The following is a 13,544-nucleotide window of genomic DNA, read 5'->3' on the forward strand; positions in this document are numbered from 1 at the left end:
AACCGCAGAAACCGGGGTTCGCGGTGCTGATGAAAGCGTTCCTGGGCACCGACCCGTACCAGTGCATCCTGTGCAAGGACCGACTGCGTTTTGCCGGCGCCATGGCGGGCGAGCACGCCACAAAAATGCTCTCTGACAGGCTGCATCGGATGGAGAAAAAACGATGGCTTCAGACCCCTTCTCTGGATAAGTTCGCCTGAAAAATGGTTTTTAGATTAAAAACACATCACAACTGGTGTTTTTATCAATAACATTTTGCTATGCCACGCCACATGGGCACATGTCACACTGCTATTTATGGTCAGGAAGTTTTTAAAACACCTTTCCAGATTCCTAACCATCGAGCGTTTTATTGTAGGCCGTCCAGTTAGTGATCTTGAACTTTTGCTTTGCCACGGGATACCGCTACAGGATCAGGAGTGTGGTGATCTGATCCTGATCGCAGTCAGAAGTTCGATTTATTCAACAAAGCCTGTGGCGGGATAAGAATGCTCCCGCAAGATGATGCTCCTGCTTAAATGTGATCAGTAGCATATTTTAACACAAAAGTGCTTCTTCTGGTTGTGTGCACCTTTATCTAATAAAATAAAGCGGAATCAAGATATTAGTGCCATGAGCACAAATGTGCCGACAACCAGTAAGCCACATATCATATGTGCAACAGAAATGACTAATTTATCGTTATGAAATAGATAGACATTGCTTTGTATATTCAACCATTATGGGATTATATCATAACAAGACAGTAAATATGTAAGTAGCACAAATGTGCAGGGGCGAAAAATGGCAATGGAAAATAGCGACGATATCCGCCTGATCGTGAAAATCGCAGAGCTTTATTATGACCAGGATATGACTCAAACGCAGATTGCTTGCGAATTGGGGATCTATCGCACCACCATCAGTCGTTTGCTGAAACGTGCTCGCGAACAGGGCATCGTCAATATTGTCATCAACTACGACTACAACGAAAACCTGTGGTTTGAGCAACAGCTAAAACAAAAGTTTGGCCTCAAAGAGGCGGTGGTGGTGACCTGTAACTCTCTGCTGGAAGAGGATCAACTCAATCTCATCGGTCAACACGGTGCGCAACTCGTCGACAGACTACTGGAACCGGGTGATATCGTCGGCTTCTCCTGGGGTCGTGCGGTGCGCGCACTGATCGAGAATCTGCCGCAGGCCAGTCAGTCCCGTCAGGTTATCTGCGTACCGATTATTGGAGGTCCCTCTGGCAAACTGGAAAGCCGCTATCACGTTAATACGCTGACCTATAGCGCAGCGGCGAAGCTGAAAGCCGAATCTCATCTCGCCGACTTTCCAGCCATGCTGGATAACACATTAATTCGCAACGGTATTATGCAGTCACAGCACTTTAAAACCATTGCTTCCTACTGGGATCACCTGGATGTGGCATTGGTGGGTATTGGTTCTCCGGCTATCCGTGATGGCGCCAACTGGCACGCGTTTTACGGAAGTGAAGAGAGCGACGATCTCAACGCCCGCTATGTTGCCGGTGATATCTGCTCACGTTTTTATAATATTGATGGCGTGATGGTAGAAACGGCGATGAGCGAAAAAACACTTTCTATTGAGATGATGAAACTTAAGCAGACACGCTATTCCATAGGTATCGCTATGGGAGAGGAAAAATACTCGGCGATTCTTGGTGCATTAAACGGTAATTACATTAACTGTTTGGTAACGAATAAAGAATCTGCCGAATTTTTACTGAAATAAATATCAACACTTTATTTGCGCAGCGCTGCTGTGGGAATAAACTTATCTAAAAATAGGAGTCAATAATGGAAATGTGGTTAAACTTGAAAGGGAAAGTTATAATTGTAACCGGTGGTGCATCAGGAATTGGTTTATCCATTGCTGATGAATTGTTATCCCAAGGCGCAAATGTACAGATGATCGACATTCATAGTGGCGATACCCATCAGGATAGTGAATATTACACATTCTGGCCAACAGATATTTCCAACGTTAACAATGTGAATAATACTGTCGACAATATCATTCAACGCTTTGGCCGTGTTGATGGATTAGTTAATAATGCGGGTGTTAACTTCCCACGCCTATTAGTCGATGCAAAATCACCAGCAGGTCGCTATGAATTAAATGAAGATTCATTTGAAAAAATGGTCAATATCAATCAAAAAGGCGTGTTTCTGATGTCGCAGGCGGTGGCCCGCCAGATGGTCAAGCAGCATGACGGCGTGATTGTCAATGTCTCGTCCGAAAGCGGGTTGGAAGGCTCTGAAGGCCAAAGCTGTTATGCAGCGACCAAAGCTGCGCTAAATAGTTTTACCCGCTCCTGGTCGAAAGAACTGGGCAAACACGGTATCCGCGTAGTGGGTGTTGCGCCGGGTATTCTGGAAAAAACCGGACTGCGTACGCCGGAATATGAAGAGGCACTGGCCTGGACACGCAACATCACCGTTGAGCAATTACGCGAGGGCTATACCAAGAACGCGATTCCGATTGGGCGCTCAGGCCGCCTCTCTGAAGTTGCTGATTTTGTTTGCTATCTGCTTTCAGAACGCGCCAGCTATATCACTGGAGTAACCACTAACATTGCAGGCGGGAAAACGCGTGGCTAAGGGGGAAAATATGGTTAACGTCATCTTTTGTGCCCATGGCCAACTGGCCTGCGCCATGCTCGACTCAGTACGTATGGTCTACGGCGATGTCAACGTCAGCGCCGTAGAGTTTATACCGGGTGAGAACGCTGGCGATATTGCCAGTAAGCTTGAAGAGTTAGTAAGCAATCGCAAAGAGGAAGAGTGGCTTATCGCCGTCGATTTACAGTGTGGTAGCCCGTGGAACGCCGCTGCCGGTCTGGCAATAAACAACCCGCATCTGCGGGTCATTAGCGGCCTGTCGCTGCCGCTGGCCCTGGAAATAGTGGATAACCAGCAAATGCTGAACGTGGACGAACTATGCCAGCATCTGGAGATCATCGCCAGCCAGTGCTGCGTTACCTGGCGGCAGCCGGAAACCATTGAGGAAGATTTCTGATGAACATTACGCTCGCTCGTATTGATGACCGTTTGATTCATGGTCAGGTTACTACCGTCTGGTCAAAAGTGGCCAACGCCCAGCGCATTATTATCTGTAGTGACGATGTTTATAACGATGAAGTTCGCCGTACTTTGCTTCGCCAGGCCGCCCCTCCAGGCATGAAGGTCAATGTTGTTAATCTCGAAAAGGCCGTCGCGGTGTATCACAACCCACAATATAAAGACGAAACGGTTTTTTACTTATTCACCAACCCACAAGACGTATTAACTATGGTGCAGCAGGGTGTGAAAATAGCGACATTGAATATTGGTGGAATGGCCTGGAGGCCGGGTAAAAAGCAATTAACCAAAGCCGTTTCATTAGATGAAGAAAATATCAATGCATTTAGGCAACTGGATAAAATTGGAGTCAAACTCGATTTACGCGTCGTAGCATCTGATCCATCGATTAATATTCTCGATAAAATAGCAGAGCAGTCTGTTAAAGAATAATAAATTTCGTTTTTTTATTACACACAATCATTCTGGTTTTATCATGGCGAAAATGAAAAAATCACCATTACATAGATAACTATGTAACTGGGGTAAGAGAGTTCAGCCAATAAAGAAGCCATCTGGAATATATCGTGTAAGTGCCGTAACAGGTAGTGAATTTTATACTCTCAAGGTGACAGATTATGGAAATTAGTACCCTACAAATAATAGCCATATTTATTTTTTCCTGTATTGCCGGGATAGGCAGTGTGCTGGATGAATTCCAGACTCACCGCCCGTTAATCGCCTGTACTGTGATTGGATTAATCCTGGGCGATTTAAAAACCGGGATTATGCTTGGTGGAACTCTGGAACTGATCGCCCTAGGTTGGATGAACGTCGGCGCGGCGCAGTCTCCAGACTCTGCACTGGCCAGCATTATCTCCGCAATCCTTGTCATTGTCGGCCATCAAAGCATCGCCACCGGGATAGCTATCGCACTCCCTGTGGCCGCTGCGGGGCAGGTTCTTACCGTTTTCGCCCGTACCATTACCGTGGTGTTCCAGCACGCGGCAGATAAAGCGGCGGAAGAGGCTCGCTTTGGGACAATCGATCTGCTGCACGTCTCGGCGCTGGGTATCCAGGCACTGCGCGTTGCTATCCCCGCGCTGGTTGTGTCGATGTTCGTCAGTGCCGATATGGTCAGCAATATGCTCAACTCCATCCCGGAATTCGTCACTCACGGCCTGCAAATCGCTGGCGGTTTTATCGTGGTGGTCGGTTACGCGATGGTGCTGCGCATGATGGGTGTGAAGTATCTGATGCCCTTCTTCTTCCTCGGCTTCCTTGCGGGTGGCTATCTTGGTTTCAGCCTGCTGGCCTTCGGCGGCGTGGGGGTCATCATCGCACTGATTTATATCCAGTTGAATCCGCAATGGCGCAAACCTGAATCGCAGGAGGCTACTGCCACCTATTCCACCGCCCTTGACCAGCTTGACGATTAATGGAGTCCAACATGGAACAGAGAAAAATTACCCAAGGCGACCTAGTGAGTATGTTTCTGCGATCCAACCTGCAGCAGGCGTCATTCAACTTCGAACGTATTCAGGGGCTCGGTTTTTGCTACGACATGATCCCAGCCATTAAACGCCTCTATCCGCTAAAAGAGGACCAGGTCGCTGCGCTAAAACGCCATCTGGTGTTCTTTAACACCACCCCGGCAGTCTGCGGCCCGGTGATTGGTGTGACGGCGGCAATGGAGGAAGCACGGGCTAACGGTGCAGCAATCGACGATGGTGCGATCAACGGCATAAAAGTGGGTCTGATGGGGCCGCTGGCGGGCGTGGGCGACCCGCTGGTATGGGGCACATTACGACCGATTACCGCTGCCCTTGGCGCATCGCTGGCGCTTTCCGGAAACATCCTTGGCCCGTTAATTTTTTTCTTTATTTTCAATTCAATACGATTATCCATGAAATGGTATGGGCTGCAATTGGGCTTTCGCAAAGGCGTCAATATCGTTAGCGACATGGGTGGTAACCTGCTGCAAAAACTGACCGAAGGGGCATCTATTCTCGGCCTGTTTGTCATGGGTGTACTGGTGACCAAGTGGACCACCATTAACGTACCACTGGTGGTCTCACAAACGCCGGGCGCTGACGGTTCTACCGTCACAATGACCGTTCAGAACATCCTCGATCAGCTCTGCCCCGGCCTGCTAGCCTTGGGGCTGACGCTGTTGATGGTGCGCTTGCTCAACAAGAAAGTGAACCCCGTATGGCTGATCTTTGCCCTGTTCGGTTTAGGGATTATCGGCAACGCGCTGGGCTTCCTGTCCTAATTATTCCGCCCCGGCGATGCCGGGGGCACTGTGCTAAAAATGAGGTGGAAAACATGCAAACAACAACAGCCCTGCGCCTTTACGGCAAACGCGATCTGCGCCTGGAAACCTTTGAGCTTCCATCAATGCAGGATGATGAAATCCTGGCTCGCGTGGTCACCGACAGCCTGTGCCTTTCCTCCTGGAAAGAAGCTAACCAAGGCCAGGACCATAAAAAAGTACCTGACGATGTGGCGACTCACCCAATAATCATCGGCCACGAGTTTTGCGGTGAAATTATCGCTGTTGGCAAAAAGTGGCAGCATAAATTTCATGCGGGCCAACGCTATGTGATTCAGGCCAACCTGCAGTTGCCCGATCGTCCGGACTGCCCCGGATATTCGTTCCCATGGATCGGCGGCGAAGCGACCCACGTTGTGATCCCGAACGAGGTAATGGAGCAGGATTGTCTACTCTCCTGGGAGGGGGCCACCTGGTTTGAGGGCTCGCTGGTAGAGCCACTCTCCTGCGTAATTGGTGCATTCAACGCCAATTATCATCTGCAGGAAGGAAGCTACAATCACACGATGGGCATTCGTCCACAAGGACGCACGCTGATCCTCGGCGGAACCGGTCCGATGGGCCTGCTTGCTATCGACTATGCGCTGCATGGTCCGATCAACCCAGCGCTGCTGGTCGTCACCGATACCAATAAACCCAAACTTAGCTATGCGCGTCAGCACTATCCATCCGAGCCGCAAACGTTGATTCACTATCTTGATGGGAATGACGCCAACCACGAGGCGTTGATGGCACTCACCGGCGACCACGGTTTTGATGATATTTTCGTCTTCGTCCCTAACGAACAGCTTATTACCATGGCTTCATCGCTGCTGGCCGCAGATGGCTGTCTTAATTTCTTTGCAGGCCCGCAGGACAAACAGTTCAGCGCGCCAATCAATTTTTACGATGTGCATTACGCCTTCACTCACTACGTGGGGACGTCTGGGGGTAATACCGACGATATGCGCGCCGCCGTGGAATTAATGCAGACCAAGAAGGTACAAACGGCGAAAGTCGTGACCCACATCTTGGGGCTGAATGCGGCAGGCGATACTACGCTGGATTTACCGGAGGTTGGCGGCGGTAAAAAGCTGGTTTATACCGGAAAGAACATACCCTTAACACCGTTGGAAAAAATTTCCGACCCAGGACTGGCTGCCATTATGGATCGCCATCATGGTATCTGGTCTAAAGAGGCGGAGGAGTACCTGCTGACCCACGCAGAGGATATTACTCATGATTAATCACAATACGCTGCTGTGTATGTCTCTGGCCGGTCGTCCAGGGAACTTCGGCACCCGCTTTCATAACTATTTGTATGAAAAGCTAGGACTGAACTACCTCTATAAGGCTTTCACGACACAGGATATTGAAGCAGCGGTAAAAGGGGTGCGCGCATTAGGTATTCGCGGCTGCGCGGTATCAATGCCGTTCAAAGAGAGCTGCATGCCATTTCTCGACACTATCGCCCCTTCGGCGAAGGGGATTGATTCGGTCAACACCATCGTCAACGCCGACGGTAAGCTGACAGGGCTGAATACTGACTACATCGCGGTGAAAAGCCTGATTGACCGCAATCAACTCGATTCCTCTTCTAAAGTGATGATCCACGGCAGTGGCGGGATGGGCAAAGCGGTGACCGCAGCCTTTCGCGATGCTGGTTTTCGCGATGTCATTATCGCCGCCCGAAACCGCAATAATGGACTTGTGCTGGCGAAGCAGTATGGCTTTCAGTGGCAACTGTGGCCGGAAGGTCTTCCGGCTGATATTCTGGTTAACGTCACTCCGCTCGGTATGGCGGGTGGCACAGAAAGTGAAACCCTGGCCTTCAGCCAGGCGATGGTGGAGCAGGCCAGTATCGTATTTGACGTCGTCGCCCAACCACCGGAAACGCCGCTTCTCAAACTGGCACAACGACTGGACAAGCACGTGATCAGCGGCGCAGAAGTGATTACCTTACAAGCCGTGGAACAGTTTGCGCTTTACACCGGCGTGCGTCCGGACGACTCCCTGGTGACTGAAGCTGCAGCGTTTGCGAGAAGAACCTAAACGCATAGCTTGGCCCTGAACCGGAATCTTGTTTCTGGGGTTCTACGCCGGAACCCCAGCATAATCTCTATTTATTCAACAAAGCTTCTCCTAACCATCAAGCGCAAAAGAGCGATGAAAGGGTTATATAATTGCTTGGTGTAATGGTAGTGAAGGCCCAGATTGGTTGAAAAATGTACTTAGCGAATGAAAGGGACTTCCCCTCGATGTGGTTACTGTAGCCATCTTCCATGTGTGTGATTCATAGACATCGTTTCAATTTTCTCAGCTCAAGTTCAAGCCTGTAATTCTGCTCTTGTATATGTTCGTCACTGGGCTGATAGTTTGCGTGAACGGCATCAGAGTACGGTGTTTGCTCAGCAAGTTCGAAGTAGCGCTCCATCGGAGTTTTACCGTTGTGAGCGCTATGAGGACGCTCCCAGTTATAGTAATGCTGCCATTCAGCCAGCAGTTCTTTCAGGTCATTAGCTGAGAGGTCTACGGTTGCGTAAAACTCAGCTTTGTCTGTCTTTTGGGAACGTTCAACTTTGCCATTAAGATGAGGCGAAGCGGGTTTATTTGGACGAAACTTGATGCCATATTCTTTCAATCTTTCCTGCACCTTAACGGCAAAAAACTCTCTTCTCCGGTCGGTCTGAAAGCGCTGTATCGGGAAAGACATTTCTTCAATAACACAATCAATAAAATCCAGTGTGTTTGCAGCCGTGCGACGAGAGTAGAGCCTCAGGACTCTGTAGCGAGTGCAATCATCAACAGATGTGTATTGATATAATCCGGGGCCAATCTTACAGGTATCCATCTGGACACGATCGCCGGGAACAGGGCGTTCGTAGCGAATGAAATCCGCTTTACGCCGAAATTTAACAACAGGTGTAACCTGATTCTGGCAAAGAACTTTGTGAATCGTTGCCATTGCCAGTGAGATTGAATGAAGTCGTTTTAATTCGCTCTGAATCCGCCTTGCTCCCAAATTTCGCAGAGAACGTAACTCCAGGATCAAAGCAACTTCGCTTGCACCAGTTTTCGTGGATGGTGAACGCTTAGGGCGACGGCTATGGCTTCCCAGACCAGCGATGCCCTGAGCCAGATATCTGCGCCACCATTTACGCAATGTGGGCCGAGAAATGCCACAGCGACGGCATACGAACCCCGCATCACCGGACGTTTCATAGAGTTTTACCCACTGCAGTCGCTGTTGAATTTCCCTGTTCATAGTTAGGCATTATAGTGAAACGATGTCTATGAATCACACAGATAAACTGTTGGCCTAGATACTGCGAATAGTTCCGCCAGATCGCTGATCGAGTACAGGCCGGTTTCCCGCATACGGCACAGCTCTTTTTGCTGCTTTTCAGACAGCTTAGGCTGCTTTCCCCTCAATTTTCCTTTCGCCCGCGCAATAGCCATACCTTCCCGGGTACGCAGGCGTATCAGATCGCCCTCAAACTCTGCAAAAGTAGCAAGCACGTTGAAGAACATCTTTCCCATAGGGTCCGTCGGATCATAGATGCTGTTTCCCAGCGCCAGTTTCACACCTCTGGACTGCAGGGCATCGGCAATATCTCTTGCATCAGGTACTGAGCGGGCCAGTCGGTCAAGTTTTGGAACAACCAGAGTATCGCCGCTACGCACAGCGGCGAGTGCCTGATCCAAGCCTGGCCTTAGCCGGTTTGAACCGGTTAAACCTTTGTCGACGTAAATTCTGTCTGGGGAAACACCCAATTTGACCAGTGCTTCCTGCTGAGTCGTTAAATCCTGCTTGTCGGTGGAACACCGGACATAGCCGATCCGTATTTCAAGCATAAAATGTGCACGTTTAAGGGGCCATGAAAGAGATTGATACCATACCAGTTATATGAGACAACTTCAGCCACGATTTATGGCAGATGCAAAAATTTATTTCAAAACCGGAAATAGCCTGACCAGCGCCGATTGCACACTGACCAGGAGCCATCATTGACGGTTATTTCGTGGGTGCCGGGCCGATATTGTCATCGACACGCTTGAGCAGATAAGGGAAGAACGGGTTGGAGGATAGACGCATCAGCGAATCCAGACCCACAACCAGCACTGCCCGCTCGCCACGAGCAGCAAAGGTACCCAGGCTGATGCCGTACTGATTGCGTGGCTCTGGGTAACGTCCGTACAGGGAGTCACTCAGCGGGAACGGTAACGCCACGTGTGACAGCGAGAAGATATCCGGCAAATAGGTGATGCCAAGCAGATCGGTGGTTTCTGTCGTTTGCCCTGCGACGATGGTACGTGCCTCGGTATCGGTGGTTTCCGGCGTCACGTTGGTGACGATGGTCGCCGTATAGTTACGCGGTGGCGGTGGTAACAGCCTTGGCAGCGCGGTATAGGAAGAGGTTCTCAGCAAGGGGCCGAAAGCCACCGCCTGGTTCAAATCGAATAACACCACTTCGCTGCCGTTAGTGGGCAGATGGTTATACAGAGCAGTGATCACCGCGCGCGTGCTGACGGTTGAGTCCATCACAGATTGGAACGTCAGGATCGGTGGCAATTCGCCCATTTTGCCGTTGCGCGAATCGGCGGCAATCTGTTTTTGCAGTGCCTGAGTCAGTTGGAAGGACTGGCGTGCTGCATTGACCGGGAACGAATTGTATTTGAACGGGTTGAACTCCGGTACGATCCCCAGCCAGGCCGCCTTGGCAAACGCCGGGAAGATGGCGGGCCAACCGGCAATCCCGGCAAAGCGGGCAAAGCTGGTGACGCCGATCATCGGCGAAATCAGCACCACACGCTGGGGTTTGGCCAGACGTGGATCGTCCAGCGCATCCAGCGTATACTTCATCGCCAATGCGCCGCCATTGGAGAAGCCTACGATATGCAACGGGACATCGTCACCCGCCAGGTGTTTGGCTTCGCGGATTGCCAGCCGTGTCGCAGCCATCCAGTCCTGCCAGTCTACGTCGGTCAGCGCACCTGGTACGGTGCCGTGCGCCGGTAAACGAATACCGACCGCCACATAGCCGTATTCACGGTAACTATCCGCAATATGCCGCAGGCTGTAAGGAGTATCGGTCAGGCCATGCAACAGCACCACGGCGCCTTTCGGTTTGCCGTCCGGCATCATGATGTAGGAGCGGTTCCAGTCGGTGGGAAACTTTTCAGGATAGATTGGGCTGCCGGCATAGTAGCGGTTCAACGAGGTTTGCTGACTGCTGTCCAGTTTGTCAGTCACATTCTGGCGCACCTCATTGAAAATGGCGTCCTCGGCGGTCAGATAGTCTGCCCAACTGGCTTTATCTATCTCATCGGCATGCATTTCATTAGGGACAAAGGTATGCCAAAGCTGTAACTCCGGCCCACGCTGGATGCCATAAATCCTCGCCCCGAGAGCACCGATGATTAGCATTACCAGCAGCAGGGCGATACGTTTACTCCATTTGATAAACATCAGGTTTAACTCCGTTTTTTATTGTAATGATCGAGCCGGAAAACTCGCTATCATCCCGCAAAGGGAAAATCGTCCCTGAACTTTGTATCCCAGTAGCAAGGTGGCCATATTGCGGTCTGGCTCCTAAACCGTACTGCAACCTGTTGGCTTAGCGTGGCGATACTGTTGTCGTGCTGCCATTGGTCACCAGCGCAACGCGCTGCCCATTATGGAACTGGGTTGAGCCTTGCGCCTGAACGACCACGATATTCACGCCATCATCCCGGCGCACTTCCAGCTCTACCCCGGCGCTGCGGTTCATCGCGCTTTGAATGCCGGAGCCTGCGGCTGCACCACCAACGGCACCTGCTGCCGTGGCCAGATTGCGGCCTGTTCCCCCCCCAACCGTGTTACCCAGGAAGCCACCGACTACGGCGCCCCCAATGGCTCCAGCGGCGTTGGTGCCATCGCCACCCTGGATGGTGACCGGACGTATGGATACCAGCGTGCCATAAGTCACAAAGTTGGCCTGCCTGGCCTGTGCTGCGGTAAAGGTATCGCCGGAAGCGGTGTTATTAGCGTTACACCCACTGAGAACGGCAGCAGCAAGAGAGACAACAATGATTGTTTTGTTCATAAGAAAACTCCGAACAGGTTAAGTGCGCAAAGAGACAACCGCAGTCTCATGCAAATAAGTATGGCAGGAACCTGATTTTATTCAGGTGATGGGGAAAAAAATTATACTCGGGCGTAAGAATAAAGATTAAGAATTTTAGTATTTTGTTTGGTCGTGACGCAGAGTTAGTGTTGTTGTATGCTTCGCTTTTTGGGTAACTGATGGTAAAGATTGATGTGATTTGTCCCCGCTGTTCTGAAACTCAGGGTGTAATCAGAAACGGTCATTCCAGCTCAGGAACGCAGCTCTATCGCTGCAAACAATGCCTGAAGACCTTCCAGCTCAGCTATCGCTACAACTTAGCTAACCCGAAACCCATAAGACCATTATTGATATGGCGATGAGCGGCTCCGGATGCCGCGATACGGCAAGGGTATTGAAGATAAGCCTCAACACAGTTCTCCGTCATCTAAAAAAACAGCCCCGCATCAGGTAGCGCAAACGTTGAGCCAGGGGCAGAAGTCGTTATCTGCTGTGAAGCCGATGAGCAGTGGTCGGGCTCTGTCGCATTAAGGCTGCGTCAGGTAACATGCTGTTTTTTTTGTAATGTTGCCTGTTAATGTCTCTGATCCGAAATGCTTTCAAACGCCTGCACTATCCCGTCGACGTTATTGCTCAGTGTGTCCACTGGTATCTGGCTTACTCACTGAGTCTGCGTGATCTCGAAGAGATAATGGCGGAACGTGGCATTCATGTTGACCACTCCACGCTTCACCGCTGGGTTATCCGTCTGGTACCATTGTTGGATACTGTATTTCGTCGGCATAAACGGGCGGTAGGTCGTCGATGGCGAATGGATGAAACCTACATCAAAATCAAAGGCCAGTGGAAGTATCTATATCGCGCGGCCGATACAGCAGGGCACACCATCGACTTTTTGCTGACTGCCAGACGGGACTCTGCTGCCGCCTTACGCTTCTTTCGCAAAGCGATTCGCCATCACGGCGAACCGGAGATGGTCACTATCGATAAAAGTGGAGCCAACACCGCAGCATTGGCCACGCTCAACGCCGACAAACCCGATGAGGAAACGATTAGCGTCAGACAAAGCAAGTATCTGAACAACCTGGTTGAGCAGGATCACCGAAACATTAAACGTCGGATACGCCTAATGCTGGGATTTAAATCGTTTCACCGGGCCAGGAGCCTTCTGGCCGGCATTGAATTGATCCACATGATACGCAAAGGGCAATATCAACATCCGGCAGGTGACGGAATGTCACCTGCGGAACAGTTTTATTTACTGGTAGCCTGAATAATCGACAACGCCGGATTTTGCTGGCTTGCCTCCGTTAATGCGACAGAGCCAAAATTAACGAATCCTTGCGGTCACCCCTTTTGACGCAGCGGCGATGGGGATATGGCGAATATTAAAGCCGGTGATCCCCAAGACCAAGGTGAGCAGCGGTGCAGCGATATTAAACACCGCAAACGGCATATATGTCATGGTGGAGACACCCAGTACCGCCGCCATATAAGCTCCGCAGGAGTTCCAGGGGATCAGCGGAGAGGTGACAATACCGGCATCCGAAACGATGCGCGACAGGTTCTCTGGCGCCAGCCCACGTTTGGCAAACTCGGCCCGGAACAGCCGGGTGGGTAGCAGCAGCGCAATGTACTGATCGCCCGCCGCAATATTCAGCCCGATCGCAGTGGCCACCACTGAAGTAAACAACTTGCCGACGGTTCTGGCCCGCAACAGCAACGGCGTGACCAGTTTATTCAGCAGGCCGAAATCATCCACCATGATGCCAAACGTCACCGCACCGATAATCAGCCAAATCGTCAGCAACATGCTGTCCATGCCGCCACGGGAAAGCAGGACATCGATCTGCTCGATACCGGAGTTTTCCTGAAAGCCGGTAGCCATCGCGACCCAGACCGCCTTGATGGCCAACAGCGGGCTGGCCAGGTCGGGTTCGACAATAAAACGATCGATCACCTGAGGCTGCATAAAGGACGTCATGAGACCGGCCAGTAAGGCCGAGCACATGATTGCCAACGAGGCTGGCACTTTAGCCACCGATAGCGCCAACAGGA

At 50.9% G+C, this 13,544-nt stretch carries 14 protein-coding genes and 2 pseudogenes; 11 read left to right on the top strand and 5 right to left on the bottom strand.

The window, feature by feature from the left end; genetic code table 11:
- From U869_RS0126980 to U869_RS0127020, 9 genes and pseudogenes are all read left to right on the top strand, one after another.
- Window positions 1-200 (top strand): annotated as a pseudogene (locus U869_RS0126980) (IS91 family transposase); the annotation flags it as partial.
- Between the two features lie 589 nt (window positions 201-789).
- Window positions 790-1,737, top strand: a complete 948-nt coding sequence (locus U869_RS0126985; RefSeq protein ID WP_198530702.1) for a sugar-binding transcriptional regulator — start codon at window positions 790-792, stop codon at window positions 1,735-1,737.
- Window positions 1,738-1,802: 65 nt separating this feature from the next.
- The gene (locus U869_RS0126990; RefSeq protein WP_025122775.1) at window positions 1,803-2,606 is read left to right on the top strand and encodes an SDR family oxidoreductase; all 804 of its coding nucleotides are present in this window, start codon (window positions 1,803-1,805) and stop codon (window positions 2,604-2,606) included.
- A gap of 10 nt (window positions 2,607-2,616) precedes the next feature.
- Window positions 2,617-3,024 (top strand): mannose/fructose/sorbose PTS transporter subunit IIA, encoded by a 408-nt coding sequence (locus U869_RS0126995; protein WP_025122774.1) that lies wholly within the window; start codon window positions 2,617-2,619, stop codon window positions 3,022-3,024.
- Window positions 3,024-3,518, top strand: a complete 495-nt coding sequence (locus U869_RS0127000) for a mannose/fructose/sorbose PTS transporter subunit IIB (RefSeq protein WP_025122773.1) — start codon at window positions 3,024-3,026, stop codon at window positions 3,516-3,518. Before U869_RS0126995 ends, U869_RS0127000 begins: the two co-directional genes overlap by 1 nt.
- A 185-nt stretch (window positions 3,519-3,703) precedes the next feature.
- The gene (locus U869_RS0127005) at window positions 3,704-4,504 is read left to right on the top strand and encodes a PTS mannose/fructose/sorbose transporter subunit IIC (protein WP_025122772.1); all 801 of its coding nucleotides are present in this window, start codon (window positions 3,704-3,706) and stop codon (window positions 4,502-4,504) included.
- An 11-nt stretch (window positions 4,505-4,515) separates the two neighbouring features.
- Window positions 4,516-5,340, top strand: a complete 825-nt coding sequence (locus tag U869_RS0127010) for a PTS system mannose/fructose/sorbose family transporter subunit IID (protein ID WP_025122771.1) — start codon at window positions 4,516-4,518, stop codon at window positions 5,338-5,340.
- Between the two features lie 53 nt (window positions 5,341-5,393).
- Complete coding sequence (gene sorE, locus U869_RS0127015) at window positions 5,394-6,626, top strand: L-sorbose 1-phosphate reductase (protein ID WP_025122770.1); 1,233 nt, start codon at window positions 5,394-5,396, stop codon at window positions 6,624-6,626.
- Window positions 6,619-7,431: a shikimate 5-dehydrogenase gene (locus tag U869_RS0127020; RefSeq protein WP_025122769.1), complete on the top strand. Its 813-nt coding sequence runs from the start codon at window positions 6,619-6,621 to the stop codon at window positions 7,429-7,431. Before sorE ends, U869_RS0127020 begins: the two co-directional genes overlap by 8 nt.
- A 241-nt stretch (window positions 7,432-7,672) precedes the next feature.
- On the opposite strand, the gene U869_RS0127025 is transcribed toward U869_RS0127020, so the two are convergent.
- From U869_RS0127025 to U869_RS0127040, 4 genes are all read right to left on the bottom strand, one after another.
- Entirely contained in the window at window positions 7,673-8,644 is a 972-nt protein-coding gene (locus tag U869_RS0127025; RefSeq protein ID WP_025122768.1) for an IS481 family transposase, read from the bottom strand.
- Between the two features lie 26 nt (window positions 8,645-8,670).
- Window positions 8,671-9,234 (bottom strand): recombinase family protein, encoded by a 564-nt coding sequence (locus U869_RS0127030; protein WP_025122767.1) that lies wholly within the window; start codon window positions 9,232-9,234, stop codon window positions 8,671-8,673.
- A gap of 160 nt (window positions 9,235-9,394) precedes the next feature.
- Window positions 9,395-10,849 (bottom strand): carboxylesterase, encoded by a 1,455-nt coding sequence (locus tag U869_RS0127035; protein WP_029988127.1) that lies wholly within the window; start codon window positions 10,847-10,849, stop codon window positions 9,395-9,397.
- A 148-nt stretch (window positions 10,850-10,997) separates the two neighbouring features.
- Entirely contained in the window at window positions 10,998-11,465 is a 468-nt protein-coding gene (locus tag U869_RS0127040; RefSeq protein WP_025122765.1) for a glycine zipper 2TM domain-containing protein, read from the bottom strand.
- A 200-nt stretch (window positions 11,466-11,665) separates the two neighbouring features.
- Between U869_RS0127040 and U869_RS31675 the strand changes: the two are divergent.
- Window positions 11,666-12,001: pseudogene (locus tag U869_RS31675) on the top strand (IS1 family transposase); the annotation flags it as partial.
- A gap of 62 nt (window positions 12,002-12,063) precedes the next feature.
- The gene (locus tag U869_RS0127045) at window positions 12,064-12,759 is read left to right on the top strand and encodes an IS6 family transposase (RefSeq protein WP_025122764.1); all 696 of its coding nucleotides are present in this window, start codon (window positions 12,064-12,066) and stop codon (window positions 12,757-12,759) included.
- Window positions 12,760-12,816: 57 nt separating this feature from the next.
- Here the strand turns inward: U869_RS0127045 and U869_RS0127050 are convergent.
- The coding region (locus U869_RS0127050; RefSeq protein WP_025124016.1) for a Na+/H+ antiporter NhaC family protein at window positions 12,817-13,544 on the bottom strand (728 nt) is incomplete at its 5' end.

It is taken from the genome of Serratia sp. H1w (assembly GCF_000633355.1).
Classification (GTDB): Bacteria; Pseudomonadota; Gammaproteobacteria; order Enterobacterales; family Enterobacteriaceae; genus Chania.